Here is a 24,907-nt window from a genome sequence, read left to right on the forward strand (position 1 = left end):
ATCAGGCCTTCTTGCGCAATTGCGTGAGCTTCTCGAGGAAGGGTGCCAGCGGCGACAGCAGGCCCGGGCGGGCCTTGCGGGTGTCGTTGCGGCCGGTCAGCGCCAGCGCCAGCTCGACGAACTGGCCGGACACCTTGTGGCCGGGCTCCATCTCCGAGATCATCTGGCCATTGTTGGCGGCGGTGCCGAACAATTGCGGTTCGAACGGGATGACGGAAATCGGTTCGGCATCGAGCGCCTTGGCGAAGTCGCCGGGCTTGATTTCCGGACGCTTGGCGATGCCGGTCTGGTTCAGCATGTAGCGCGGCGGCCCGTCATTGGGCCGCGACGCCCGCAACAGGTCCATCAGGTTCTTGGCGTTGCGCAGATTGGCGAGATCCGGCGTCGCGACGATCAGGATATCGTCGGCGGTGGCCAGAGCCCGCTTGGTCCAGGCGCACCAGGAATGGGGCAGGTCGAGCACGATGGCCGGCGTCGTCGAGCGCAGGATGTCGAGCAGCGGGTCGAAGGCCTCGGGACCGAGGTCATAGACGCGGTCGAGGGTCGCCGGGGCCGCCAGCAGCGACAGATGATCCGAGCAGCGCGACAGCAGGCGGTCGATGAAGGCGGTGTCGACGCGATCGGGCGAGAACACGGCGTCGGCGATGCCCTGCGGCGGATCCTGGTTGAAATCGAGGCCGCCGGTGCCGAACGGCAGGTCCATGTCGGCAATGCAGGTGTCAACGCCGATTTCGCGGGAGATCGCCCAGGCGAGATTGTGCGCGATGGTGGAAGCGCCGACGCCGCCCTTGGCGCCGATCACCGCGATGGTGCGGCCGACAGGCTTGGCACCCGGCGCGCCGTAGAGCGAGGCGACCGCCCGAATGATGTCGACCACGCCGATCGGCGCGATCAGGTAGTCGCTGACGCCGCGCGCGACCAGTTCGCGATAGAGCACGATGTCGTTGACCTGGCCGATGACCAGCACCTTTGTGGTGGCATCGCAGACCTCGGCCAGCTGGTCGAGATAGCCGAGGATCTCGCCTTTCTGACCGACGGTCTCGAGGACCACCACATTGGGGGTCGGAGAGGTCCGGTACGCTTCGACGGCAGCCGGCGCTCCACCCATCTGGACGCGAACATGGGCCTTGTCCATGCGCCGGTCCTCGGCCGCGTCGGCAACGATGCCGGCGAGGTCGGAGGTTTCGCAGAACACCTGCAGCGAGATGCGCGGAATGGCCGCGAACTGCTCGGCGCCCGCCATGTCGGGATGTGAGAGCTCTTGCACGGGATCAGCTTCCCCCTCGGACGCCGGAGCGCACGTCGGTCAACGGCTGCATCGGCGAATGGACCGTCTGCGGGCCGGGCGAGGCGCCGGCGCGGTATTTGGTGATCGCCGTCTGACGACGGGTCTGATCCACAGCGCCCTCGGCGCGCGGCTGCAGAAGGTCGTTCGGATTGGCGACCATGGCGGCAAAGTTGTGCTGGCTTGCGCAGCCATGGTTCCAGTGCGGCCGGTTCAACGCGTTCAGGTCGGCATCGGCGACGCCGACATCGTGAGGCCACTGGCCGCAGGGATGATCGAGGTAGGCGCCCTGCGGACCCACCAGGATCGCGTGGCGCTGCCGGTAATCCGACGGGAAACCTCGCTCGATCTGCTGGACACGCGAGTGCTGGCAGCCAGCGAGCGTGAGTGCGGCAATCCCGAGGGCGGTCAGGCGAGCCGTTCCGGAACGGCGGAACATGCGGAACATGGTATTGTCCTTCCGGTCGAGATCAGTCGCGAATGAAGCCGAATGAGCCGTTGAAACGGGTGATCGGGCCGGGAGGTCCGCCCGTGCCGTAGATGCGGTTGAGGCGTCCGATCAGCACGCTCGCGGGATCGGAGGCATCCTGGAAATTGTCGTCCGGGCGGGCGAGGCTGTTCGCGGGCACGTGGCGGGCGATATAGGGCGTCACCATGATCACCAGCTCCGTCTGTCCGCGCTGGTAGTCGCGCGAGCGGAACAGCGCGCCAAGGATCGGGATGTCCAGCGCGCCCGGCACGCCGGAAATGTTCTGGCGGGTGGTTTCCTGCAGCAGGCCGGCCATCACCATGGTGCCGCCGGAGGGCAGCTCCACGGTCGTGTCGGCCTTGCGGGTGCGCAATCCGCGAATGGTCAGGCCGGAGAGCTGGACGGTGAGCTGGTTGTCGATCTCGCTGACCTCGACGCCGACACGCAGGCTGATGCGGCCCTCCGAGAGGACGACCGGCGTGAAGGCGAGGCCGACACCGAAGGACTTGAACTCGATGGTCGTGTTGCCGGCGAGATCGCGGCCGGCCGGAACCGGGAATTCGCCGCCGGCCAGGAACCGTGCCTGCTCGCCGGAGACCGAGGTCAATGTCGGTTCGGCGAGCGTGCGCACCACGCCGTGCTCCTCGAAGGCCTTCATCGTCGCGGCGATGTTGACGCCGCCGACCGCCGTGCCGAGGGTGAAGATGTTCTGCGGCGTCGTGCCATTGGCGTTGAAGATGCTGGCGGTCGTCAGGCTGCTGACGCCGGAGGTCGCGCCGCTGGCGGCGGCGGCCGAGAGATTGACGCCCAGCTGCTTGACGATGTTGCGCTGCATCTCCGACACGGTCACCTTCAGGAAGACCTGATCGCGGCCGCGCACGCTGATGGCATTGACCACCTTCTTCTCGTCGCCGACGAGGCGGGCGGCCACTTCGATGGCCTGCTGGGCTTCCAGCGGCGTCGCCACCTGGCCGGACACAACGACGGAATCATTGACCGCGCGTGCGTCCAGCGACGAGCCGGGCAGCAGGCTGCGCAAGGCCTGACGAAGGCCGACGAGATCGCGGCCGACCTCGATGTCATAGCCGGCGATCTGGCGGCCCTCGGCATCAAGGAAGAAGACATTGGTCTGGCCGACGGCAACACCGATCAGGAACACCCGGCGGGCCGAGCGGACCACAGCATTGGCAATGGCCGGATTGGCGACGATCACGTCGCGCGCGTCACGCGGCAATTCGATCGGCAGCGACTTGCCGACACCAAGCGTGATCAGCTGGGCGGAACCGCCTGGCTGCGCGACAGCGGCGCGCGGGCGCGTCTGCCCCTGGGCGGGGGCGACATCGAACGGGCCGCCGGCGGTGCCGGCGAGGCCGAGCAGGGCGAGAGCGAGCGCGCGGCTGCAGATTCCGAGCCTGGAACGAGGGCGCATCGATTGGTCTCCTGCGGACGGCGGCATGGTCTTCGACATCATTCGGCTCCCTGCGCGCCGGTGACCGAGCGCACGCCGTGGCGGACGATGGTCATTCGGCCGTCCTGGGCGCCGAACATCGGCTCGCCATCGGCACCGGCCTCGCCGGCCAGATTGGCGGCGGCCGAATCGGCGAGGCTGCGCAGCGCCAGCGACAGCGTTCCAAGTTCGCGCGACAGGGCGAGTGTCTCGGCCTGCGACGCGGTGAGTTCGAGGGTGACGGTGCGGCCGACGATGGTCTTCTCGCCATTGCGCTCTTCAACCGCCTGATCGACGGCGAGCACGCGGATGTTGCGCAGAACGGTCGATGTGGTGTGGGTCATGCCCTCGGCCTGCGCCGCGGCATTGGCGGTACGGCGGGCAAGGATCACGTCGACGCGGTCGTTCGGCAGGATGAAGGCACCGGCGCCGCGCGAGGGGTCGTCAACCGGAGCCGCCACGGCCCGCATGCCGGGCGTCAGGATCGCCGACATGAAGCCGCGCGAGCCCTTGATCAGCCGATTCGGGCGGATCGGCTCGCCCTGGACGAAGGTCGAGCGGGCGATCGAGCCGAGCGTCTCCTCCATCGCGGCGGTGCCGTTCTCGCCGCTGCGGCGGATGATGAAGTTCGAGGATCCCGCTTCTTCCGGCCAGCGGCGCCAGATGACGTCGCCCGCGGTCAGCACCTTGCCCATGGGCACATCGGCATTGGCGACGAGGACATCGACTGTCTTGATCTCGGGTGCCGCGACCGGGGCTGCCTGCTCGACCATGGGGGCCGGAGCACGGCGACCGCCCATCAGCATCGCGGCGGTCCCGCCGGCGCCGAGCGCCACGGCGATGACGACGATCTGGGCAGGCTTCAGACGCATGACACGGACCTCGGTGTTGGCAAGGGCGTTCCCTTGTCTCCAAACCGGATTCCATCAGGCAAAGGTCAACTTATAGTTAATCGGAGGTGTGCAAATTGCCTTAATGAAAAGTAACTGATCTTGCAGGCGATTTTTGGCCCGCCCAACGGCGGCGCCCGGCGCGGCCTCAGTGCAGCGCGCCGGTCATCCAGAAGCTCGAGGGATAGAGGATGAGTCCGGCCGCCGCCAGGGCGATCCCATAGGGGATGCCGGTCTTGGCATCGGTCATGCGCGCGTACCAGCCCTCGCGCATGAGGAAGGGCGGATGCAGCGGCGCGCCGCGCAGCGACAGGAGCCCGATCGTCAGGATGCCGCCGAGCAGCGAGGAATAGACCGCATATTCGAGAAGCTGGCTCCAGCCGAGCCAGAGTGCGGTCGCAGCCGCAAGCTTGGCATCGCCGCCGCCGATCCAGCCGAAGGCGAACAGCGTGAAGGTGATGACCAGCACCATCAGTCCGGCCAGCGCATGCATGCCGATATCCTGCCAGGCCATGCCGGTGAGCAGCGCCATCGCCATGAATCCCGCGATCAGGATCAGCGAGACGCGGTTGGAAATGGTCATGGTGAAAAGGTCGCTGGCGGCAGCGAAGGCCATCATGGCCGGAAAGATCATGAGAATGGCAAGTTCGAACACGGCAGGTCTCCGGCGGATGCGCTGTCCCGGTGAAGGAAGCACGGGGCGGGTTTCAGACCAGTGAACGCCAGACGACAATGGCAGCTGTGACAAGGCCCGCGCAAAGCGTCAGGGCGACGAGCCGGACGGTTCCATGGATGTCGGCGACTGGAACCTCGGCAAGAAGCGCTCCCCCGGCCTCCTGGCCGAGCCTCCCGGATCTGATCCCGGTGGGTACCACGATGTTTCTCGAACGATCGGGCATGAACGGTTGCTTCTCTGACTCTACAGGACATTCGGTTCATGGGCTTTGGCGCTTCTCGGCGCCCGTGCCGTCACTTGCCGAAATTGTTGTTCACTCGCGTGAACGCATTCTGGGTCTTGGACCCCACATTATTGACGGCCACGATGATCACTGCGGCGATACCGGCGGCGATCAGGCCGTACTCGATGGCGGTGGCTCCGGATTCGTCCCGGGCAAACCGCGCCAATAAGGTCTTCAAGGTGGTGTCACCTCCGAGATTTGAGACGAACGGCCCGCCGGGACGGCGGGCCGTTAGGTGCCGGTCAGAAACCGGAGATCACTTGGTGGCGAAGCCGTTGTTGACGCGGTTGAACGCGTTCAGGGTGTTCGAACCCATGGTGTTCACGGCAACGATGACGACGGCGGCGATGCCGGCAGCGATCAGGCCGTACTCGATGGCGGTGGCGCCGGACTGGTCCTTGGCGAAACGAGCAAGAATGGTCTTCATGACTGACTCCTAGATGTCCACGGTGACGCTTCATCAGCGTTGTTCGCAGGTCTTGTTGGGAACCTTTCGAACGAGACCGACACTAGCAGCCACCTCTTGCAGCTTCGTTAAATCGAAGCGCGGATTTCGCTAAAGACGTTGCGCTCGAAACTGTGGTTAATTGTCGATTTCGAAAGGTCAAGTATGATTTATAATTTGCAAATACGAAGCTTAGTGCCGTTAAGGATCGATTTATGTTGTTCCAGATACTGGAATAAAGGGAGCTTACGTTCCGTTATCGCTAGCCTTAACACAAGAGCCCGGAGAGGTTCCACCAGCCGGAAACCTTGACGAGCCGCCGGTCCGGCGACATTCGCCGGCTAATCAGGGTCGATTGGCAAATCGTTCACCATTTTCTGGTTAGGTGGAACAGGCAATGAAACCGATCAGCGGTCCGGAGCTCTGAAAATCATGGCGGCTTTCTCCCGCGTCTGCCTGCCGATCGTCATTATTTTTGGCGCGGTCGCATTCATCACGGCTGCTCACGCGCAGGCGCCTGCCCCCGGCACGCCGGCCGTGGAGGCCGATCTCGCAACCCATGGCCTGACCGTGACGATGGATCAGGCGCGCATCATGCGCATGCCCCCGCGCGTGGCGACCCTTGTCATCGGCAATCCGCTGATCGCCGACGCCACGGTCCAGGCCGGCGGACTGATGGTGCTGACCGGCAAGGCGATCGGTTCGACCAATCTCATCGCCCTCGACAATCGCGGCGAACAGCTGATGTCGGTGCAGATCCGCGTGCGGCCCCAGAATGATGCGGTCGTCCAGGTCTATCGGGGCGTCGAGCGCGAAACCTATTCCTGCACGCCGACCTGCGAGCGCACGATGGCGATCGGCGATTCGAAGGCGTTCTTCGACACGGCTCTCGGCCAGTCCCGCGCCCGCGACGGCGCTGCCTCGTCACGCGGCACGGCCGCCCCGCGCTGAGCCCTGGCGATCGGCGCCGCCGCACTGTTTACACCGGGTTAACTGCAAGTGCGGCGCGTCCACCGGCGAGGCAACGCTTCGTCAACTCGTTTCCACTAAGACATAGGGTGTCCGATCAGCTTCGAGGCCCTCGGCTGGGCCCGGGAAGGCACTTCTGATGTTTGCTGCGCTCTCCTATCCGGCACGCGTGCGGCTACGGCTCGCCAGATTGCGCCGGGGCATGGAGCGTCGTGGGTTGTGCCGCCCTCGCATCGTGCGCCGTCTCCAGAATGACGAAAAAGGTGTGGCGGCCGTCGAGTTCGCGCTCGTCGCCGGGCCGTTCCTGTTCCTCCTGTTCGCGATCATCGAGGTCGCGATGGTGTTCTTTGCCGGCCAGGTGCTGGAGACCGCGACGTCGAACGCGTCCCGCCTGATCATGACCGGCCAGGCGCAATCCGGCAGTTTCGATGCGACCGCGTTCAAGAACGAGGTCTGCAAGACGACCAATGCCCTGATGAGCTGTTCCGGCATTGCCGTCGACGTCCGCACCTACACCAATTTCTCGTCCGCCTCGCAGTCGAAGCCGGTCACAGGCGGCGTCGTGAACTACGGGACGATGCAATATTCGCAAGGCTCCGGCGGCGACATCGTCGTGGTCCGTGTCGTCTATGAATGGCCGATCCTCATGCCGTCCTTCGGCCTGACGATCGGCGATCTGTCCAACGGCAAGCGCCTGCTCATGGCGACGTCGACCTTCCGCAACGAACCGTTCTGAGGTGATGAGGTCATGATGAGCCGCTTCGTCCCCGCCCGCTTCCGGCCCGCGTTTGATCGCGCGAAGGCCTTCCTCGCCGATGCCCGTCAGGACACCCGCGCCGTATCGGCCGTCGAGTTCGCGATGATCGTGCCGGTCATGGCGACCCTGTTCCTCGCCAGTGTCGAGACCACGCAAGGTCTGCAGATCGACCGCAAAGTGTCCCTCACCGCCCGCGCGCTGAGCGATCTCGCCTCGCAGTCGACCGTCATCGCCGATACCGAGATGACCAATATCCTCGATGCCTCGTCGGACATCCTGACGCCCTTTGCCGCCAGCAATGCCCTGCTGGTGGTCACCGGCATCCAGATCGACACCAAGGGCAAGGCGACGGTGGCCTGGAGCGATCACCGCAACTCCGCCCGCTATACCTGCGGCGCGACCATCGCTGTTCCGACGCAGCTGATGCCGGATCTCGGCACGTCCGGCTTCCTCGTGCTCGCCGAAGTGAAATACAATTACCAGCCGATCATCGGCTATCTGATCACCGGCACGGTCCAGCTCTCCGACCGGCTCTACACCCGCCCCCGCATCGGCGACACGATCAGCCGGACGCCGAGCCAGGGTTCGGGCTGCATCTGATCACCAATCCGATGGTGCGATATCCGCCAGTCGGACCTTGAGGCTGGCTGCGACGGCCTGAGCCGCGGCTTCCCCTGTGGCGAAGCTTGCCTGCAGCAGATAGCCGCCGGTCGGCGCTTCCCAGTCGAGCATTTCACCGGCCACGAACACATGCGGCAGCGCTTTCAGCGCGCCGTTATCGGCAATGGCCTCGGCCATGACGCCGCCGGCGCTCGAAATGGCCCGCTCGATGCCGCTGACGCTGTCGACGGGCAAAGCGACCGCCTTGATCCGCCGTGCGATGCCAAGCGCCGATTGCGGCAGAGGGCCGCCCGTGCCTTCGCGCAGCAGCCCGAGAGCCTGCGGTGCCATGGCCAGGCGCTTGCGCAGGATGGTCGAGAGCGAATCCTTGGCCCGCGCGCCTTCAAGCTTGCCGGCGATGGCCTCGGCCGACAGGCTCGGCCTGAGATCGATGGTCAGGGTTTGCCGGCCGGTCGCGAGACCATCGCGCAGGCGCCCCGACACGGCATAGATCGCGCTGCCCTCCAGGCCGGTGGCCGTGATCATGGCTTCGCCAAGCGTGCGGGGCCCGCCCGCCGCGACCGCGATGCCCTTCAACGGCTGGCCGGCGAAGCGAGCGGCAAAATCAGGGCTCCACCCGATCTGAACCCCCATATTGGCCGGCTTCAGCGGCGCGACCGGCACATCCTTCGCCCCGAGCAGATCGACCCAGGCGCCGTCCGATCCCATGCGCGGCCAGCTCGCGCCGCCCAAGGCCAGGATCACGGCGTCGGCCCTGACCGTCTTGCGGCCATCGGCCGTCTCGAAGATCAGCGCATTGTTCGGACCCCAGCCGACCAGCCGATGGCGCGTCACGAGCTTGACGCCGAGGCCGTCGAGCCGCCGGAGCCAGGCGCGCAGGAGCGGCGAAGCCTTGAACGAGCGCGGAAACACCCGGCCGCTGGACCCGACGAAGGTCGGTTCGCCCAAGGTCTCGGCCCAGGCCTGCAAGGCCGGTGGGGGGAAGGCATCGATCACAGGCTGAAGCCAGGCCCGCGCCTCGCCATAGCGCGCCAGAAAGGCCTCGCGCGGTTCGGAATGGGTGAGGTTGAGCCCACCGCGCCCGGCCAGCAGGAACTTTCGCCCGGGCGATGCCATGCGGTCATAGACGGTCACGCCGAGGCCTGCGGCAGCGAGCCGTTCGGCGGCAAACAGCCCGGCCGGGCCGGCCCCGACGATCGCAACCTGTGCGGGCTTCTTGCTCATGCGCCCATATGCGCCTTCACCGCCTCGCGCTCGGCGGCACTCAAGTGCAGCCCGAGCTTGGAGCGGCGCCACAGCACGTCATCGGCGGTCACCGCCCATTCGTTTTCGACCAGATAGCGGATTTCCCGCTCGGTGAGGCCGGCGCCAAAGGCGCGGCCCATGTCGGCGGGTGTCTCGACGCCCTCGAGGATCGCACGGGCTCGTGTGCCATAGGCATGCGCCAGCCGGTCGATCATCAACGTGTCGAGGGCCGGGTGGCTGCGCCACAGGCTCTCGGCGACATTGTAGACCGTATCGACCGGGAAATCGCCGCCCGGCAGCGCCGCTTGCGCTGTCCAGCCGGCCTTGTCCTTCAGTTTCGGAAGGTCGGGCGCCAGGAGCTCGAGCGCGCTCATGGCGAGGCGCCGATAGGTGGTGATCTTGCCGCCGAACACCGAGATCATCGGCGCTTCGCCCTCGCCGCCGTCACGATGCAGCACATAATCGCGGGTCGCTTCCTGGGCGGCGGAGACGCCATCGTCATAGAGCGGGCGGACGCCGGAATAGGTCCAGACCACATCGGCGGGCGTGATGGCTCTCGTGAAATACTCGCTCGCCGCGGAGCAGAGATAGGCGATTTCCTCGGGCGTGGCCGCCACGTCCTTGGGGTCGCCGTGATAATCCTGGTCGGTCGTGCCGATCAGCGTGAAGGCGCCCTCATAGGGGATCGCGAAAATGATCCGGTTGTCGGCATTCTGGAAGATATAGGCGCGGTCGTGGTCGTAGAGCTTCGGGACCACGATATGCGAGCCCTGGACGAGGCGGACCTTGGCCGGCGCCTTCGCGTGCACGCCGTTGGTCAGGAACTGCTCGACCCACGGTCCCGCCGCGTTGACCAGAGCCTTCGCCGTGATGACCTTTGTCGCGCCCGTGCCGCGATCCTCCGCTGTCACCCGCCACAGGCCGTCGGCGCGCTCGGCGGCGACCGCCTTGGTGCGGGTCAGGATCGTCGCGCCGCGGTCGGCGGCATCGCGGGCATTCAGCACCACGAGGCGCGCATCGTCGACGCCGCAATCGGAATATTCGAAGCCCCTGGAATAGCCGGGCTTCAAGGGCTTGCCGGTGATGTCTGTCGTCAGATCCAGCGTCTTTGTCGCCGGCAGGCGCTTTCGGCCGCCGAGATGGTCATACATGAAGAGGCCGAGCCGCAGCATCCAGGCCGGTCGCAGCCCCTTGTGGTGAGGCAGCACGAAGCGCAGCGGACGGATGATATGCGGCGCGATCGCCCACAGCACCTCGCGCTCGATCAGCGCCTCGCGCACCAGCCGGAACTCGTAATATTCGAGATAGCGCAGCCCGCCATGGATCAGCTTGGTCGACCATGACGACGTGCCGCTGGCGAGATCGTCCTGTTCGACCAGGGTCACCGTCAGGCCGCGGCCAACCGCGTCGCGCGCGATGCCCGTGCCATTGATGCCTCCGCCGACCACCAGAAGGTCAGCCACGCCGTCGCTCATGCGCTCAAGCCTTGTCCGATGCAGAATGCGTGGGGCCGGTCTGAAGGCTTTTGGCTTTGGCCGCAAGGGGCGCGCATGCGACAATGGCGTGAAGGCCGCCGGGAGAGCCGGCCGGAACGGGCATGCGGAGGATGATCATGGGATCTGTCGTTGTCGCGATCGATCAGGGCACCACATCCTCGCGGGCCATCGTCTTCGGCGCCGACCTGTCGATCAAGGCCATCGCCCAGGCCGAATTTCCCCAGCACTACCCCTCATCCGGCTGGGTCGAGCATGATCCAGACGACATCTGGTCGACGGTCGTCGAGACGACGCGGCAGGCTTTGGCCAAGGCTGGCGTCACGGCGGCCGATGTCGCGGGCCTCGGCATCACCAACCAGCGCGAGACGACGCTGGTCTGGGAGCGCGCCACCGGCCGCCCGATCCATCGCGCCATCGTCTGGCAGGACCGGCGCACCGCCAGTGAATGCGCAAGGCTCAAGGCCGAGGGCCACGAGCCGATGGTCTCGGCGCGCTCCGGTCTGCTGCTCGATCCCTATTTCTCGGCCACCAAGATCGCCTGGATCCTCGACCATGTTGAGGGCGCCCGCGACAAGGCGGCCCGCGGCGAGCTCGCCTTCGGCACGGTCGACACGTTCCTGCTCTGGCGGCTGACCGGCGGCAAGGTCCATGCGACCGATGCGACCAATGCCTCGCGCACCCTCCTGTTCGACATCCATCGCGGCGAGTGGGACCCGGATCTCATGCACCTGTTCCGTGTGCCCGCCTCTATGCTGCCGGAAGTCAGGGACTGCGCGGCCGATTTCGGCGAGACCGATCCGGCCCTGTTCGGCGGCCCGATTGCCATTGGTGGCATGGCCGGCGACCAGCAGGCGGCGACCGTCGGCCAGGCCTGTTTCAAGCCCGGCATGATGAAATCCACCTATGGCACCGGCTGTTTCGCCTTACTCAATACCGGCGACGAGGCGGTGGCCTCGCGGGCGAAGCTCCTCACCACCATTGCCTACCAGCTGAATGGCCGGCGCTCCTATGCGCTTGAAGGCTCGATCTTCGTCGCCGGCGCCGCCGTGCAATGGCTCCGCGACGGGCTCGGCATCGTCAAGATGGCCGGCGAGACCGGCGCGCTGGCGGCAGCCTCCGATCCCAATCAGGAGGTCATTCTCGTGCCGGCCTTCGTTGGCCTCGGGGCACCCTACTGGGACGCCGAGTGCCGCGGTGCCATCTTCGGCCTGACCCGTGGCACGGGCCCGAAGGAAATGGCGCGCGCGGCGCTGGAAAGCGTCTGTTTCCAGACCGCCGACCTGCTCGCCGCCATGCGGGCCGATTGGCCGGGCGCGTCCGAAACGGTCCTGCGCGTCGATGGCGGCATGGTCGCCTCCGACTGGACCATGCAGCGCCTCGCCGATCTGCTCGATGCGCCGGTGGACCGTCCCGAAGTGCTGGAAACGACGGCGCTGGGCGCGGCCTATCTCGCGGGGCTTTCGCGTGGGGTCTACCCGGAGCCGGATGTGTTTGCCGAGAAATGGCGGCTGGAGCACCGGTTCGTGCCATCGATGGATGAGGCGACGCGGAGCGCGAAGCTCGCCCGCTGGAAGGATGCGGTGTCACGCACGCTGTCGCGGCCCGGCTAGGCGAGACAAGTTTCAGAAACCAGGCCGTGGGGCAGTGGCCCCTCACCCTAACCCTCTCCCCGCAGGCGGGGAGAGGGGACGCCTCGGCATCACGATTTCGACCGTCCTCATCCTGAGGAGCGAGGCTTAGCCGAGCCTCGAAGGGTCCTTTTCCGCTGCTCGCACCTCACAATGAGAAAAGGATGTGCGCGTGCGAGGAGCTGGCGCACCGGGATTCCCTCTCCCCGCAAGCGGGGAGAGGGTTAGGGTGAGGGGCATCTCACCACCCGCACCAACCCACCGACCGAGAACCCGCGCCAGAAGCCGCCGTCGCCAATCCTCAGCTCAGATCGAACGGCACCACCTTGCGCCGGTCCGACGGCACGCGGATCTCGCGATCGATCGGCGGAACGGCCCGCTGGTGGCACGTCGTGCGCTCGCAGATGCGGCAGGACACGCCGATCTTGGCGACATTGGCCTCGGCCTTGAGGTCGAGGCCCTCGGAATAGACGATGTCGCCGGCATAGGAGATTTCGCAGCCGAGTCCGAAGGCATAGCGCCTGACCGGCGCCCGCCAGTGGCCGGATCCCTTGGTGACCGCGCGCGCAAGCGACAGGTAGCGCACGCCATCCGGCATCTCGGCCACCTGTACGAAGGTGCGCCCCGCCTGTTCGAAGGCTTCGTGAACATTCCAGAGCGGGCAGGCGCCGCCGAACCTGGCGAACTGGAACCGCGTCGCCGAATGCCGCTTGATCACATTGCCGGCGCGGTCGACCTTCAGGAAATAGAACGGAATCCCCCTCTGGCCCGGCCGCTGCAGCGTCGAGAGCCGGTGGCACACCTGCTCGAAGCTCGTGCCGAACAGCCGGCCCAGACGGTCGACATCGTGGCGGTTGTCCTTCGCCGCGGCGAGGAAGCGGCGATAGGGCATCAACAGGGCGCCGGCGAAGTAATTGGCTAGCGCCACCCGCGCGATATCGCCGGCCGCCCGCGACCGGAAGCCAGCCGAGGAGGTCAGGCCGGTCATGGCATCGCCCTGCTCAAGCCGCGCGATGCGGTTAGCGATCAGGAAGGCGCGGGTGGAGGCGTCCAGCGAGCCGTCCAGCACCACCACTTTCGGCCCGGCCTCGTAGCGCTCCAGCGTGTCGTCGCCGAGGCTCGCATTGACGTCGACAGCAACGCCGTGGCGGCTGGCGAGATAGCCGGCCAGCACCTGCAGCCGGTCGCTCGCGGCGGAAAGGCCGAGCCGCTCGGCGAGATCCTCGGCGGCGCGGTCGAGATCGTCGACGTAATTGTCGACATAGTGGAAATAGTCGCGGACCTCCTCGTAGGGCAGCAGGGCCGCCTCGCCGCCCTCGGCCGAGGGTGGCAGCATCGGCGTGTCGCCGGCAGCTTGGAGACGCTCGCTCAGTCGCCGGGTCGTCTGATGCAACCGGAGGAACGAGCGGGCGAAGGCCGGACTGTCGGATGCAACCCGCTTGAGGTCCTGGGTGCTGGGCGCATTTTCCGCAAAGATCGGATCGGCCGCCGCCTCGCGCAGATCGGTCACCAGCCGGTCGGTATCGTCGATCGCGAAGGTCGCGAGGTCGACGCCGAAGGTCTGGCCCAGCGCCACCAGCACGCCGGCGGTGGCCGGGCGCTGGTTGTTCTCGATCTGGTTGAGATAGCTCACGGAAAGACCGAGCCGATGGGCAAAGGCGGTCTGGGTCAGGCGGGCATCCTCGCGCAGGCGGCGCAGCGCGGGACCGATGAACACCTTGCGCGACATGCCGTCTCTCCTTCGGCGGAGGCCCAATGGCCGAGGCCATCACTCCAGTGTCCTATGGCCTAACTCCAACGATATCGGCCGAAAGGTAGAAATGCAAAAATTTTGCAATTTTGCAGCATGATATTTCGCATTTTGATAAGCCGATAGGCGGTGCTACCAAGGATCCAACAAGAGCTTCAGCGTGCCCCCCAGGCGAACGAGGCCGATCCCAATCATGGAGGACGTCCCAATGACCACGCAGCCCGTCGCTGTGCGCGAATCCCTGACTTTTGCCGTCCAGCATCCCTTCCCGATCGTCGCCGAGACCATCGCGGCGCTCGTGCGCGCCAACCATGGCGGCGCAACCTCGGTCGACCTCGACAAGGCCGATCTGGTGATCGCTACCGCATCGCGACTGGAGACGCTGGATCTTGCCCCCGGTACCCGCGTTGCCGTGCTGATCGACCATGCCGACCGCCGCCCGGTGCAGGAAGCCCGCTCGCGCGGTGCCATCGCAGCCTTGCCGCTGGATCTGCCGGCCGATCATCTTCGCGCCGCGCTGGGCGCCGTGCTCGCCGGCCGCACCTGGTGGCCGGTGGTCATCGCGATTGATCCGGAGGGTGAGGCTCCGGCGTCCCGCCGTCTCGATGCCCTGTCGGGTCAGCAGTTCAAGGTTCTCGACCTGATGAGCCGCGGCCGGCTCAACAAGCAGATCGCCTATGACCTCGGCATTTCCGAGGGCACGGTGAAGTCGCATGTCTCCTCGATTCTCCGGAAGCTCGGCGTCGAGCGGCGGACCCAGGCGATCGCCACCTTCATCACCTCCAATGATGTGGCCCGCCCTGCTCGCCCGATCGGCGGCGTGGCGCACCTCTCGCGGGCGACCCACGCGGCCCGCTGACGCTTCAACCAGCCGGAACAAGGAAAGCCCGCCGTCTTGGCGGGCTTTTTTGTGCCTGAGACAGATCATGGAAACGACGGCACGGCTCGTCTAGGATTTGCGGATTGCTTGACCGGCGACAGCCGGAACCGGGGGAGGTCGCGATGATGAAGATCGGTCGGATGGCGGTGGCGGGCGTGCTGCTGGCCGCGAGCATCGGCAGTGCCGCAGCGCAGGATTTCAGCGGCTGGTCGTGCCGCGACCTGTGGATCGAGCGCAACCAGATCTACAAGAATGCCGGATATTGCTTCCGCACCCAGCGCGCGGTGACCTATTTCGGCAATGCCGGCTGCGTCTATGACCGCCAGGGCGACGTGCCGCTGTCGGCCCGCCAGCGCCAGGTCATCGCCGACATCACCCGCGCCGAACGCTATCTCGGCTGCACCGACTGACGCGGCCATGCTGTGCCATCGCCGCGGATTTCTGGCCCTGCCGGGCGGATTTGCGGTTGCCGCGTTCTGGACACGCGCTCAGGCGGCGACCACCCTGCCATCCGAGCGCCTGCCGCGTCTCGTTGCCGCCTATCCCGATCACCTCGCGAGTGTCGAGGGCGATCACCTCGTCTGGCGCGACGGCACGCGGCAGCCGACCGGGGCGGCATCCCCCGAGCGCCCCTTCGAGCAGATGCTGCGTGACGCCAGCATTGCCGACCAGCTGCGCCAGACCTATGAGCGCGGCCCGCCCGCTGGCCCTCCGCCGCTGAACCATAGTCCCGGCCGGCTGCGCAACACCGCCTTTTTCACCCGGATGTACGGCGATTGCCGGCAGGCCGCCTTTGCCCGAAGCCTGACCTCGGTCACCTGGATGCCGAAAACAAGGCCGCAGCGCCTGCAGGTGACCGGTGTCAACGATGTCGCCCGGCGCCTTGAGCAGGTGATCGGCGACCTTGAGTCCATGCCGGACCGGTTCAAGGCCTATCTCGTGCCCTCGGCAGGCACCTACAATTGCCGGCCGGTGGCCGATACCGGGCTGATGAGCATGCATGGCTTCGGCACGGCCATCGACATCAATGTCGAGCGCTCGGACTATTGGGCCTGGGCCAACCGGCGTGGCCAGATCGCCTATCGCAACCGCATCCCCTACGAGATCGCCGCGGTCTTCGAGGCCCACGGCTTCATCTGGGGCGGCAAATGGTATCATTTCGATACCATGCACTTCGAATATCGCCCGGAATTGTTGGCCTAGGCTCAGCCGCCATTGGCGCGGAACAGATCCAGCGTCCGCTTGCGGGCCAGCGCCGCGCTCTCGGCGTGAAAGTCCTTCCGCCTGTCCGAATTGAAGCCGTGGCCGGCCTCGTAGAGATGGACGCCGACCCCCGGATGAGCGGCGGCGACCGCTTCGACACCCTCCAGCGGGATACCGGCATCCTGTTTGCCGAAATGCAGGATGACCGGGCATTTCGGCGTCTCGCCGACCATTTTCGGGATCATGCCGCCATAATAGCCGGAGCCCGCCGCTAGCCCGTCGAGACGGCAGGCCGCCGCCCAGACTACCGATCCGCCATAGCAATAGCCGGTGATGAAGACCGGCCCCTTGGCCTTGAGCGCATCAATGCAGACCTTGGTATCGGCGATCGACTGGTCGAAGGGGTGGAGCTCGCGGGCGATCTTCAGCGCCTTCTGCATGTCCTCGGGCTCATAGGAAGCCTGAAGCCCGGGCGCCACGCGGTCGTAGATGGCGGGTGCGAGAACCTCATAGCCCTCGGCGGCAAAGCTGTCGCTGGCTTCCTTGATATGGGCGGTGACGCCGAAGATCTCCTGGATCAGCACCAGGCCACCGCGGCGCGGACCCTCCGGCAGGACGTGATAGACGCCAATCGCGGCGCCATCATCCATCGTCATCGACGTCATCTGGCCCTTGAAGCTCATGGCGGCAGATCCTTGTTCGGGGGCTTTGGAGCCGTCAGAGAATGAAGCGGCTGAGGTCGGCATTCTTGGCGAGATCGCCGACGGTCTTCTTCACATAGGCGCCGTCGATGGTCACCGTCTCGCCGGACCGGTCCGGGGCGGAGAACGAAATATCGTCCAGCACCCGCTCCATGATGGTCTGGAGACGCCGGGCGCCGATATTCTCGACCGAAGCGTTCACCTCCACCGCCAGATCGGCAATGGCATCGATCGCATCGTCGGAAATGGCCAGCGTCACACCCTCCGTCGCCATCATGGCGATCGACTGGCGGATCAGACTTGCTTCCGTCTCGGTGAGGATGCGGCGGAGATCCTCGCGGGTCAGGGCCGCCAGCTCCACGCGGATCGGCAGGCGGCCCTGGAGTTCGGGCAGCAGGTCCGATGGCTTGGCGACGTGGAAGGCACCCGACGCGATGAACAGCACATGGTCGGTCTTCACCGGGCCATGCTTGGTCGAGACCGTGGTGCCCTCGATCAGCGGCAGGAGATCACGCTGCACGCCCTCACGCGACACGTCGCCACCGACGCGCGCGCCTTCACGGGCGCAGATCTTGTCGATCTCGTCGATGAACACGATGCCGTTGTTTTCCACGACCCGGATCGCCTCCTGCACGAGGCTCTCCTGGTCGACGAGCTTGTCGGCCTCTTCCTGCACCAGCGGCTGATAGGCTTCCTTGACCGTGGTGCGGCGCGACTTGGTGCGCCCGCCCATCATCTTGCCGAGCATGTCGGAGAGATTGGCGATGCCGACCTGGCCGCCGGGCATGCCGGGAATATCCATCATCGGCAGGCCCTGAGGGGCGGCAGAGACCTCGATCTCGATTTCCTTGTCGTCCATCTCGCCGTCGCGCAGCTTCTTGCGAAAGCTCTCGCGGGTGGCGGGAGATGCGGTCTTGCCGACAAGGGCGTCGAGCACGCGCTCTTCCGCGGCCACATGGGCCTTGGCCATCACATCCTTGCGCTTGGTCTCGCGGACCAGGCTGATCGCCACCTCGAGCAGATCGCGGACGATCTGCTCGACGTCGCGTCCGACATAGCCGACCTCGGTGAACTTGGTCGCCTCGACCTTCAGGAACGGCGCATTGGCGAGCCGGGCCAGCCGGCGCGAGATCTCGGTCTTGCCGACGCCGGTCGGCCCGATCATCAGGATGTTCTTCGGCAGGACCTCCTCGCGCAGCGTCTCGTCGAGCTGCAGCCGGCGCCAGCGGTTGCGCAGCGCGATGGCGACCGCCCGCTTGGCGTCGTTCTGGCCGATGATGTGGCGGTCGAGCTCGGAAACGATCTCGCGGGGTGAGAAGTCGGTCATGGGCACCCGGAACTGGGAAGGCTGGGAAGAGGACGGAACGTAGCTGTCATGTGGCGATAGTCGGCCGCCGATCAAGCGCCCGATTGCCACTGGCGGATGGCATCGACGGGGTGAATCAGCATGATGATATTGAGCGTGAGATTGTCACGGATGACGATCGCCAGGCCGATTTCCATGCCGAGCGCCAGCAGGACCGTCAGCCAGACCGGCGCCAGCCGCGCCACCACGAAACCCGCCATCATGGCGGCTGTGTCGGCCAGCGAATTGACGATGCTGTCGCCGAAATAGTCGAGCGAGATCGTGCCGGCGCGGTAGCGCTCGATGATCATCGGCGTGTTCTCGGCGATCTCCCAGGCGCCTTCCACCAGCACGGCCAGCAGAAGCCTCAGCCAGACCGACGAGCGTGGCAGGACGAGTTTCAGAAGGACGTAGAACAGGAAGCCGTGGACCACGTGCGAGAACGTGTACCAGTCCATCAGGTGCTGCGAGTTCTCCGAACTCATCACCACGCCGTGCCAGAGCTTCACCGTGCCGCAGGCGCAGATCGGCACGCGGCCCATGGCGTAGAGGATGCCGGCCTGGGCGGCCAGCGCCAGAAGGATCAGCGGCAGGGCGATGCGGGCGGGGAAGCCTCCGGCGGTGCCGGGCGCGGGCGCGGTGGAACCAAAGGTCGGGGCGATCGGCTGGAAGGGGCTCGTCACCGGATCAGCCGATGCTCTCGATCACCACATTGCTGTTGGTATAGACGCAGATCTCGCCGGCGATCTTCATCGCCTTGCGGACGATCGCCTCGGCGTCGAGGTCGGTATCGGCGAGCGCGCGGGCGGCGGCCAGCGCGTAATTGCCCCCCGATCCGATCGCGGCAATGCCGCTTTCCGGCTCTAGCACGTCGCCGGTGCCGGTGAGGATCAGCGAGACCTCCTTGTCGGCGACAATCATCATGGCTTCCAGCCGCCTCAGATAGCGGTCGGTGCGCCAGTCCTTGGCAAGCTCGACAGCCGCGCGGGTCAGCTGCCCCGGATATTGCTCGAGCTTTGCCTCCAGCCGTTCGAACAGCGTGAAGGCATCGGCGGTCGCGCCCGCAAAGCCCGCGATCACGTCGCCCTTGGCAAGCCGGCGCACCTTGCGCGCATTGGCCTTGATGACGGTCTGGCCAAGGCTCACCTGGCCGTCGCCGCCGATCACCACCTGACCGTTCTTGCGAACCGAGCAGATCGTCGTTGCGTGCCAGCCGGGAAAGGCATTGTCGGATGAAGCGGACATGGAAACCTCGGGATGCGATCCCCGAGATGTAGGCTGAATGCCGCCCAAGGCAAGTCTTGGCGCTCAGTCACCCGTTGACAGCGTGGTTCTGACCTTCGGGGGCGCCGCTCCGCGCCAGGCGGTCGTGAGAACAGCCCTTGCCGTCGTCTCGTCAATCAAGGCGAGGGTCATGGTGGTCCAGCCCTGCCGGCCCCAGGCATTGGCGACCGGTTCCAGTGCGCCACCGATTGCCTCTACATAGAGCGTCTGCTCGTCCGGTGTCAGCTTCACGTTCATGCTCAGCCGGTCGGCTGCGAGCGTCGCGAAGATGCGCCCCTTCCTGACCCGCACGGCGGTCCGGTCGAAGTGCGGGGCCGCCTCGGCCTCGGGCAGGGCGAGTGCCACGCGAAGAGCGTCGTCACCATCAATTCCCATGCGCCGTCTCCACTCCGATCGTGCCGTCACAATGAGGGTGCCGTGCCCCGCCTTCAACCATCTCCGAACCATCGGGTTTTCATGGCGAGCCCGCACTGTTAGAAGACCGGGCAATCCCCGTGGAGATGGCCATGCGCAAGGGTTCGGTGACCCGCACCACCAAGGAGACGGATATTTCCGTTTCCGTCGATCTCGATGGTTCCGGCAAGGCCGAGGTGTCGACGGGTGTCGGCTTCTTCGACCATATGCTCGACCAGATCGCCCGCCACGGCATGATCGACCTCACCGTCAAGGCGAAGGGCGACCTCCACATCGACGACCACCACACGGTGGAGGATGTCGGCATCGCGCTGGGCCAGGCGGTGCGCCAGGCACTCGGCGACATGAAGGGCATCACCCGCTATGCCGATGTCCATCTGCCGATGGACGAGACGCTGACCCGCGTTGCTCTCGATGTGTCGGGCCGGCCGTTCCTGGTCTTCCGCACCGAATTCGCGCGCCACAAGATCGGCACCTTCGACACCGAGCTTGTCCGCGAGTTCTTCCAGGCCTTCGCGATGAATTCCGGCATCACCCTGCATGTCGAGACGCTTTATGGCGACAATGCCCACCACATCGCCGAGAGCTGCTTCAAGGGTCTGGCGCGCGCGCTGAGGGCGGCCTTCGCCATCGATCCCCGGCGCGCCACTGAGATTCCCTCGACCAAGGGCGTTCTGTGATGGCGAAACCCATCGCCTTCACCGTCCATCTGCCGCCCCCGCGGCCTGGCCGTGACCCGGATACCGCGATCCAGTTCGTCGCAGATCGTTTCCACTGGTCAGCCTTCCTGCTGCCCTCGGTCTACTTCCTCTGGCATTTCATGTGGCTGACGGCCTTCGTCTACATCCTGCTCTTCGCCGCCGTAGCGGTGGGGCTGGCGGCCCTCGGCCTGGCGCCGATGGCCTCGCTCGGCATCGCGGTCCTGCTCAGCCTGCTGGTCGGACTGGAAGCGCCGCAGCTGCGCCGCCGCTCGCTCGCCCGCAGGGGCTATATGGAGCAGGCGGTGGTTGTCGCCGAGACGCAGGCTGCCGCCGAGCGGCGCTATTTCGCCGAGCGCGCTTCGGCCATGGCGCCCCTGCCGGCAAGCTTTGGCGGCCCGCCCATGGCCGCGCCCTATGCGGCGCCCGTCGCCGGGTCGGGCATTATCGGCCTGTTCCCGGAGGCCGAGCCCCGGGCGCGAGGCGCATCGTGAGCGTTGCCATCGTCGATTACGGCTCGGGCAACCTCCATTCCGCCCAGAAGGCCTTCGAGCGGATGGCGCGCGAACGCGGGCTCAACGTGCCGGTCCTCGTCACCGCCGATCCCGATCTCGTCCGCAAGGCCGATCGCATCGTGCTGCCGGGTGTCGGCGCCTTCGCCGATTGCAAACGCGGCCTGGTCGGCGTGCCCGGCATGGTGGAAGCGATGACCGAAGCCGTGCGCGGCCGTGGCCGCCCCTTCCTCGGCATCTGCGTCGGAACCCAGCTGATGGCAGGCCGGGGACTGGAAAAGGATGTGACCTCCGGCCTTGGCTGGGTGCCGGGCGATATCGACCTGATCCGGCCGACCGGCGCCAATCTGAAGATCCCGCATATGGGCTGGAACACGCTGAACGTGCGCCGCGCGCATCCGGTTCTTGCCGGCATCCCGACCGGACAGGACGGGCTGCACGCCTATTTCGTCCATTCCTACCACCTGACCGCCACCGCAGATGACGTGATCCTGGCGGAGGCCGATTATGGCGGGCCGGTCACAGCCATGATCGCCCGCGACACGATGGTGGGCACCCAGTTTCACCCCGAGAAGAGCCAGAAGCTCGGCCTGACGCTGATCGGCAATTTTCTGGAATGGCGGCCGTGAGAGACTTCCGATGAGACTGTTCCCCGCCATCGACCTGAAGGACGGCCGCTGCGTGCGCCTGAAGCAGGGCGACATGGCCCAGGCCACCGTCTATTCCGACGACCCCGCAGCCCAGGCGCGATCCTTCGAGACCCAGGGCTTCGACTATCTCCATGTCGTCGACCTCGACGGCGCCTTTGCCGGCAAACCGGTCAATGCCCAGGCGGTCGAGGCGATCCGCAAGGCGACAGCGTTCCCGGTCCAGCTCGGTGGCGGCATCCGCAATCTCGCAACCGTCGAAGGCTGGCTGTCGAAGGGCGTCACCCGCGTCATCATCGGCACGGCCGCCGTGCGCGACCCGGATCTCGTGAAAACCGCAGCGAAGGCCTTTCCGGGTCAGGTCGCCGTCGGGATCGATGCCCGCGACGGCTGGGTCGCGGTCGAAGGCTGGGCCGAGACCTCGACATTGCATGCGGCCGACCTCGCCCGCCGCTTCGAGGACGCTGGCGTCGCCGCCATCGTCTATACCAACATCGCCCGCGACGGCATGCTGATGGGCGTCGACTGGGACGGCACGATCGCGCTGGCCGATGCGGTCTCGATCCCGGTCATCGCGTCCGGCGGCCTTGCCTCCCTCGATGACGTTCGCGAACTCGTCTCGCCCCGCGCCGCCAAGCTCGAAGGCGCCATCACCGGCAAGGCGCTCTATGATGGCAGGCTCGATCCGACCGAGGCGCTGACCATGGTGCGCGCCGCGAGGGCAGCCGCATGACCTTCAAGATCCGCGTCATCCCCTGCCTCGACGTCAAGGACGGCCGCGTCGTCAAGGGCGTGCAATTCGTCGACCTGATCGATGCCGGCGACCCCGTCGAGGCCGCCAAGGCCTATGATGCGGCCGGCGCCGACGAATTGACCTTCCTCGACATCACCGCCTCGTCCGACGACCGGCGCACCATGTTCGACGTGGTGACCCGCACCGCAGAAGCCTGCTTCATGCCGCTCACCGTCGGCGGCGGCGTGCGCACGGTGGAGGACATCCGCGCGCTGCTGGTCTCCGGCGCCGACAAGGTCTCGATCAACACGGCAGCCGTCAATGACCGCGCCTTTGTCGGCCGCGCCGCCGACAAGTTCGGCGACCAGTGCATCGTGGTTGCCATCGATGCGAAGCAGGTCTCGGCCCCGGGCGAGACGCCGCGCTGGGAGATCTTCACCCATGGTGGCCGGAAGCCCACCGGCATCGATGCCGTCGCCTATGCCCGCGAGGTCGTCGATCTCGGGGCCGGCGAGATCCTGCTGACCTCTATGGATCGCGACGGCACCAAATCGGGCTTCGACCTGGCGCTCACCCGCGCCGTGTCCGATGCAGTCCCGGTGCCGGTGATTGCCTCGGGCGGCGTCGGCGCGCTCGACCATTTCGTCGACGGCATCGCCAAGGGCGGCGCGACCGGCGTTCTTGCCGCCTCGGTCTTCCATTTCGGCACCTTCACCATTCCTCAGGTGAAGCGCCACATGCGGGCCGCAGGTCTTCCCGTCCGCATGGACGGGATTGAGGGATAGTCGCACCATGAATCCGGCCGACACGCTGCTGGCCTTGGCCGGCCTCTGGCTGATTGCGGTGCTGACGCCCGGACCCAACATGATCCTGTTCACGGCCGTCGGCCTGTCGTCGCCGACGCGCTCGATGGTCGCGAGTGCGATTGCCATCCTGCTCGGAACGCTGTGCTGGGGCTTCGCGGGCCTGTTCGGACTGTTCTGGCTGTTCGAGCTGTTTCCGGCCGCAGCCCTGGCGGTGAAGCTCGTCGGCGGCGCCTATCTCGCCTGGATGGGGCTGAAGATCATGCGTCAGAACATCAGCCCGCCCGCCGAGACCCGCCGTGTCGAGGCCGAGGCCCTGGGTCCGCGCCGCGCCTTCTTCACCGGTCTTGCGACGGCGCTCGGCAATCCGAAATCGCTGGTCTTCGTGTCATCGCTCTTCGCGGTGACCCATCTGGCCGAACAGCCGCTGGCCATCGGCCTTGCCGGCGTCGGCATCATGGTCGCCATGTCGACGCTCTATTACGGCGTCTTCGGTCTCGCGCTACGCAAGCTGCCGATCGCGCGCAGTCCCGGCCCGGTCGGCCGCGCGCTGGGCATCGGCACCGGCGCCATCATGGTCGCCTATGGCGGGAAGATGATCTGGGAGCGCTAGGCGGCCCGCTCGGCGAGCCGCCTGTTGTCAGTTGTCAGAGCACGATGCCGTTCTCGGCGGCCAGCGCCTTGAGGTTGGCCTCGGGCCTGGCGCCCATATGGCTGATCACTTCGGCCGCGCAGAGCGCGCCGAGCCTGAGCGAGGTCTCGTGCCCGAGCTTGCGGGCAAAGCCTGCAAGAAAGCCAGCGGCGAACAGGTCGCCCGCACCCGTCGTGTCCACCACCTTGTCCACCGGGAAGGCTGGGGCCTGGACCATGGTGGTGCCTTCGACCGCCAGAGCGCCCTCCTCGCCGCGGGTGACGATGGCAAGGCGCGCATCGGCCCTCAGCGCATCGAGCGCGGTGGCGAAATCGGCGGTCTGATAGAGCGACTTCAGCTCGCCCTCGTTGGCAAACACGATATCGACCACCTTCTCGCGGATCAGCGACAGGAATTCGTCGCGATAGCGGTCGACGCAGAAGGCGTCCGACAGGCTCAGCGCCACATGACGCTTGGCGTCATGGGCGATGGTGGCAGCCTTCAGGAAGGCTTCCTTCGCGGCCGGCGGGTCCCAGAGATAGCCTTCGAGATAGGTCACGCCCGACGCGGCGATGGTCTCGGCATCCACGTCTTCCGGCGACAGCATCTGGGCCGCGCCCAGATAGGTGTTCATCGTGCGCTCGCCGTCCGGCGTCACCAGGATGAACGAGCGGGCGGTGGCCGGGCCGGTCGTCGCCCGCGCCGTCGGGAAATGCACACCAGCGGCATTCATGCCGTGGCCGAAGGAATGGCCGAGCTGGTCCTGCTTCACCTTGCCGATGAAGGCGCCGGAAAGGCCCAGCATGCCGCAGCCGACGATCGTGTTGGCGGCCGAGCCGCCGGACATCTCGACGGTCTGCGCCATCGCCTCGTAGATCGTCTCGGCACGCGGCTCGTCGATCAGCATCATCGCGCCCTTCGGCACATCGAGGCGGGCGAGCACGTCGTCATCGGTGCGGGCGAGAACATCGACGATGGCATTGCCGATGCCGGCGACATCGTAGCGGGGCTGGGACATGGCGCTTCTCCGAAAGGGTCGAGGGGCGTCTACACGCTGGAGGGCGGAGGAGCAACGTGGGCGTTGCGGTTGACATC

General features: G+C 66.4%; 30 protein-coding genes. 13 read left to right on the top strand and 17 right to left on the bottom strand.

Features of this window, described 5'->3' with window-relative positions; all coding sequences use genetic code 11:
* Position 1: 1 nt before the first annotated feature.
* The 8 genes from E8L99_RS05655 to E8L99_RS05690 all read right to left on the bottom strand — a co-directional run bounded on the left by E8L99_RS05655 (position 2) and on the right by E8L99_RS05690 (position 5,477).
* Positions 2-1,243, bottom strand: a complete 1,242-nt coding sequence (locus tag E8L99_RS05655; protein ID WP_137101972.1) for an AAA family ATPase — start codon at positions 1,241-1,243, stop codon at positions 2-4.
* A 28-nt stretch (positions 1,244-1,271) separates the two neighbouring features.
* Positions 1,272-1,733 (bottom strand): CpaD family pilus assembly lipoprotein, encoded by a 462-nt coding sequence (locus E8L99_RS05660; RefSeq protein WP_137098633.1) that lies wholly within the window; start codon positions 1,731-1,733, stop codon positions 1,272-1,274.
* Positions 1,734-1,755: 22 nt separating this feature from the next.
* Positions 1,756-3,183 (bottom strand): type II and III secretion system protein family protein, encoded by a 1,428-nt coding sequence (locus E8L99_RS05665; protein WP_137098634.1) that lies wholly within the window; start codon positions 3,181-3,183, stop codon positions 1,756-1,758.
* Positions 3,184-3,221: 38 nt separating this feature from the next.
* On the bottom strand, positions 3,222-4,073 hold the full coding sequence (gene cpaB, locus E8L99_RS05670; protein ID WP_137098635.1) for a Flp pilus assembly protein CpaB: 852 nt from the start codon (positions 4,071-4,073) through the stop codon (positions 3,222-3,224).
* A gap of 166 nt (positions 4,074-4,239) precedes the next feature.
* Positions 4,240-4,725 (bottom strand): A24 family peptidase, encoded by a 486-nt coding sequence (locus tag E8L99_RS05675; RefSeq protein ID WP_137101973.1) that lies wholly within the window; start codon positions 4,723-4,725, stop codon positions 4,240-4,242.
* 73 nt (positions 4,726-4,798) lie between these two features.
* A complete protein-coding gene (locus tag E8L99_RS23900; RefSeq protein WP_137098636.1) occupies positions 4,799-4,990 on the bottom strand; it encodes a hypothetical protein in 192 nt (63 codons plus the stop codon).
* A 70-nt stretch (positions 4,991-5,060) separates the two neighbouring features.
* Positions 5,061-5,228 (bottom strand): Flp family type IVb pilin, encoded by a 168-nt coding sequence (locus E8L99_RS05685; protein WP_137098637.1) that lies wholly within the window; start codon positions 5,226-5,228, stop codon positions 5,061-5,063.
* Between the two features lie 78 nt (positions 5,229-5,306).
* Positions 5,307-5,477: a Flp family type IVb pilin gene (locus tag E8L99_RS05690; RefSeq protein WP_137098638.1), complete on the bottom strand. Its 171-nt coding sequence runs from the start codon at positions 5,475-5,477 to the stop codon at positions 5,307-5,309.
* 450 nt (positions 5,478-5,927) lie between these two features.
* On the opposite strand from E8L99_RS05690, the gene E8L99_RS05695 reads away from it, so the two are divergent.
* The 3 genes from E8L99_RS05695 (at position 5,928) to E8L99_RS05705 (ending at position 7,821) form a co-directional block, all read left to right on the top strand.
* Entirely contained in the window at positions 5,928-6,446 is a 519-nt protein-coding gene (locus tag E8L99_RS05695; RefSeq protein ID WP_137098639.1) for a pilus assembly protein N-terminal domain-containing protein, read from the top strand.
* Between the two features lie 283 nt (positions 6,447-6,729).
* Positions 6,730-7,200, top strand: coding sequence for a TadE/TadG family type IV pilus assembly protein (locus E8L99_RS05700; protein ID WP_252511268.1), 471 nt, complete (start codon positions 6,730-6,732; stop codon positions 7,198-7,200).
* A gap of 15 nt (positions 7,201-7,215) precedes the next feature.
* The gene (locus E8L99_RS05705; RefSeq protein WP_137098640.1) at positions 7,216-7,821 is read left to right on the top strand and encodes a TadE/TadG family type IV pilus assembly protein; all 606 of its coding nucleotides are present in this window, start codon (positions 7,216-7,218) and stop codon (positions 7,819-7,821) included.
* Here the strand turns inward: E8L99_RS05705 and E8L99_RS05710 are convergent, their stop codons facing one another.
* Both E8L99_RS05710 and glpD read right to left on the bottom strand, forming a co-directional pair.
* Entirely contained in the window at positions 7,822-9,066 is a 1,245-nt protein-coding gene (locus tag E8L99_RS05710; protein WP_137098641.1) for a BaiN/RdsA family NAD(P)/FAD-dependent oxidoreductase, read from the bottom strand.
* Entirely contained in the window at positions 9,063-10,562 is a 1,500-nt protein-coding gene (glpD, locus tag E8L99_RS05715; protein ID WP_137098642.1) for a glycerol-3-phosphate dehydrogenase, read from the bottom strand. The genes E8L99_RS05710 and glpD overlap by 4 nt, the downstream gene beginning before the upstream one ends.
* 137 nt (positions 10,563-10,699) lie before the next feature.
* Between glpD and glpK the strand changes: the two genes are divergently transcribed.
* Positions 10,700-12,193 carry a glycerol kinase GlpK gene (glpK, locus tag E8L99_RS05720; RefSeq protein ID WP_137098643.1) on the top strand — a complete coding sequence of 498 codons (1,494 nt, stop codon included), beginning with the start codon at positions 10,700-10,702 and terminating at the stop codon, positions 12,191-12,193.
* 319 nt (positions 12,194-12,512) lie between these two features.
* Here glpK and E8L99_RS05725 read toward each other — a convergent pair whose 3' ends face one another.
* Entirely contained in the window at positions 12,513-13,940 is a 1,428-nt protein-coding gene (locus E8L99_RS05725) for a helix-turn-helix domain-containing protein (protein ID WP_137098644.1), read from the bottom strand.
* 229 nt (positions 13,941-14,169) lie between these two features.
* Between E8L99_RS05725 and E8L99_RS05730 the strand changes: the two genes are divergently transcribed.
* The 3 genes from E8L99_RS05730 (at position 14,170) to E8L99_RS05740 (ending at position 16,044) form a co-directional block, all read left to right on the top strand.
* Positions 14,170-14,820 (top strand): response regulator transcription factor, encoded by a 651-nt coding sequence (locus E8L99_RS05730; RefSeq protein WP_252511269.1) that lies wholly within the window; start codon positions 14,170-14,172, stop codon positions 14,818-14,820.
* 143 nt (positions 14,821-14,963) lie between these two features.
* Positions 14,964-15,251 carry a YARHG domain-containing protein gene (locus E8L99_RS05735; protein ID WP_252511270.1) on the top strand — a complete coding sequence of 96 codons (288 nt, stop codon included), beginning with the start codon at positions 14,964-14,966 and terminating at the stop codon, positions 15,249-15,251.
* Positions 15,252-15,258: 7 nt separating this feature from the next.
* Complete coding sequence (locus E8L99_RS05740) at positions 15,259-16,044, top strand: M15 family metallopeptidase (RefSeq protein WP_168201581.1); 786 nt, start codon at positions 15,259-15,261, stop codon at positions 16,042-16,044.
* Between the two features lie 2 nt (positions 16,045-16,046).
* Here E8L99_RS05740 and E8L99_RS05745 read toward each other — a convergent pair whose 3' ends face one another.
* From E8L99_RS05745 to E8L99_RS05765, 5 genes are all read right to left on the bottom strand, one after another.
* The gene (locus tag E8L99_RS05745; protein WP_137098647.1) at positions 16,047-16,727 is read right to left on the bottom strand and encodes a dienelactone hydrolase family protein; all 681 of its coding nucleotides are present in this window, start codon (positions 16,725-16,727) and stop codon (positions 16,047-16,049) included.
* Between the two features lie 34 nt (positions 16,728-16,761).
* Positions 16,762-18,072: an ATP-dependent protease ATPase subunit HslU gene (hslU, locus tag E8L99_RS05750; protein ID WP_137098648.1), complete on the bottom strand. Its 1,311-nt coding sequence runs from the start codon at positions 18,070-18,072 to the stop codon at positions 16,762-16,764.
* A gap of 71 nt (positions 18,073-18,143) precedes the next feature.
* Positions 18,144-18,752 carry a DUF2585 domain-containing protein gene (locus E8L99_RS05755; RefSeq protein ID WP_391527486.1) on the bottom strand — a complete coding sequence of 203 codons (609 nt, stop codon included), beginning with the start codon at positions 18,750-18,752 and terminating at the stop codon, positions 18,144-18,146.
* Positions 18,753-18,777: 25 nt separating this feature from the next.
* The gene (gene hslV, locus E8L99_RS05760; RefSeq protein ID WP_137098649.1) at positions 18,778-19,335 is read right to left on the bottom strand and encodes an ATP-dependent protease subunit HslV; all 558 of its coding nucleotides are present in this window, start codon (positions 19,333-19,335) and stop codon (positions 18,778-18,780) included.
* A gap of 63 nt (positions 19,336-19,398) precedes the next feature.
* Entirely contained in the window at positions 19,399-19,749 is a 351-nt protein-coding gene (locus E8L99_RS05765; RefSeq protein WP_137098650.1) for an MmcQ/YjbR family DNA-binding protein, read from the bottom strand.
* A gap of 131 nt (positions 19,750-19,880) precedes the next feature.
* Here E8L99_RS05765 and hisB point away from each other — a divergent pair, with 131 nt between their 5' ends.
* Genes hisB through E8L99_RS05795 form a run of 6 tightly spaced genes read left to right on the top strand, consistent with a single transcriptional unit; the run spans position 19,881 to position 23,794 of the window.
* Positions 19,881-20,468, top strand: coding sequence for an imidazoleglycerol-phosphate dehydratase HisB (gene hisB, locus E8L99_RS05770; RefSeq protein WP_137098651.1), 588 nt, complete (start codon positions 19,881-19,883; stop codon positions 20,466-20,468).
* Positions 20,468-20,980 (top strand): DUF2628 domain-containing protein, encoded by a 513-nt coding sequence (locus E8L99_RS05775; RefSeq protein ID WP_137098652.1) that lies wholly within the window; start codon positions 20,468-20,470, stop codon positions 20,978-20,980. Before hisB ends, E8L99_RS05775 begins: the two co-directional genes overlap by 1 nt.
* Positions 20,977-21,627: an imidazole glycerol phosphate synthase subunit HisH gene (gene hisH / locus E8L99_RS05780; protein ID WP_137098653.1), complete on the top strand. Its 651-nt coding sequence runs from the start codon at positions 20,977-20,979 to the stop codon at positions 21,625-21,627. Before E8L99_RS05775 ends, hisH begins: the two co-directional genes overlap by 4 nt.
* 10 nt (positions 21,628-21,637) lie before the next feature.
* The gene (gene hisA / locus E8L99_RS05785; protein ID WP_137098654.1) at positions 21,638-22,378 is read left to right on the top strand and encodes a 1-(5-phosphoribosyl)-5-[(5-phosphoribosylamino)methylideneamino]imidazole-4-carboxamide isomerase; all 741 of its coding nucleotides are present in this window, start codon (positions 21,638-21,640) and stop codon (positions 22,376-22,378) included.
* Positions 22,375-23,163: an imidazole glycerol phosphate synthase subunit HisF gene (hisF, locus tag E8L99_RS05790; protein WP_137098655.1), complete on the top strand. Its 789-nt coding sequence runs from the start codon at positions 22,375-22,377 to the stop codon at positions 23,161-23,163. Before hisA ends, hisF begins: the two co-directional genes overlap by 4 nt.
* A 7-nt stretch (positions 23,164-23,170) precedes the next feature.
* Positions 23,171-23,794, top strand: coding sequence for a LysE family translocator (locus E8L99_RS05795; RefSeq protein WP_137098656.1), 624 nt, complete (start codon positions 23,171-23,173; stop codon positions 23,792-23,794).
* Between the two features lie 34 nt (positions 23,795-23,828).
* On the opposite strand, the gene E8L99_RS05800 is transcribed toward E8L99_RS05795, so the two are convergent.
* Positions 23,829-24,830 (bottom strand): adenosine kinase, encoded by a 1,002-nt coding sequence (locus E8L99_RS05800; RefSeq protein ID WP_137098657.1) that lies wholly within the window; start codon positions 24,828-24,830, stop codon positions 23,829-23,831.
* Between the last annotated feature and the right edge of the window lie 77 nt (positions 24,831-24,907).

This window comes from Phreatobacter aquaticus, from assembly GCF_005160265.1.
Lineage (GTDB): Bacteria > Pseudomonadota > Alphaproteobacteria > Rhizobiales > Phreatobacteraceae > Phreatobacter > Phreatobacter aquaticus.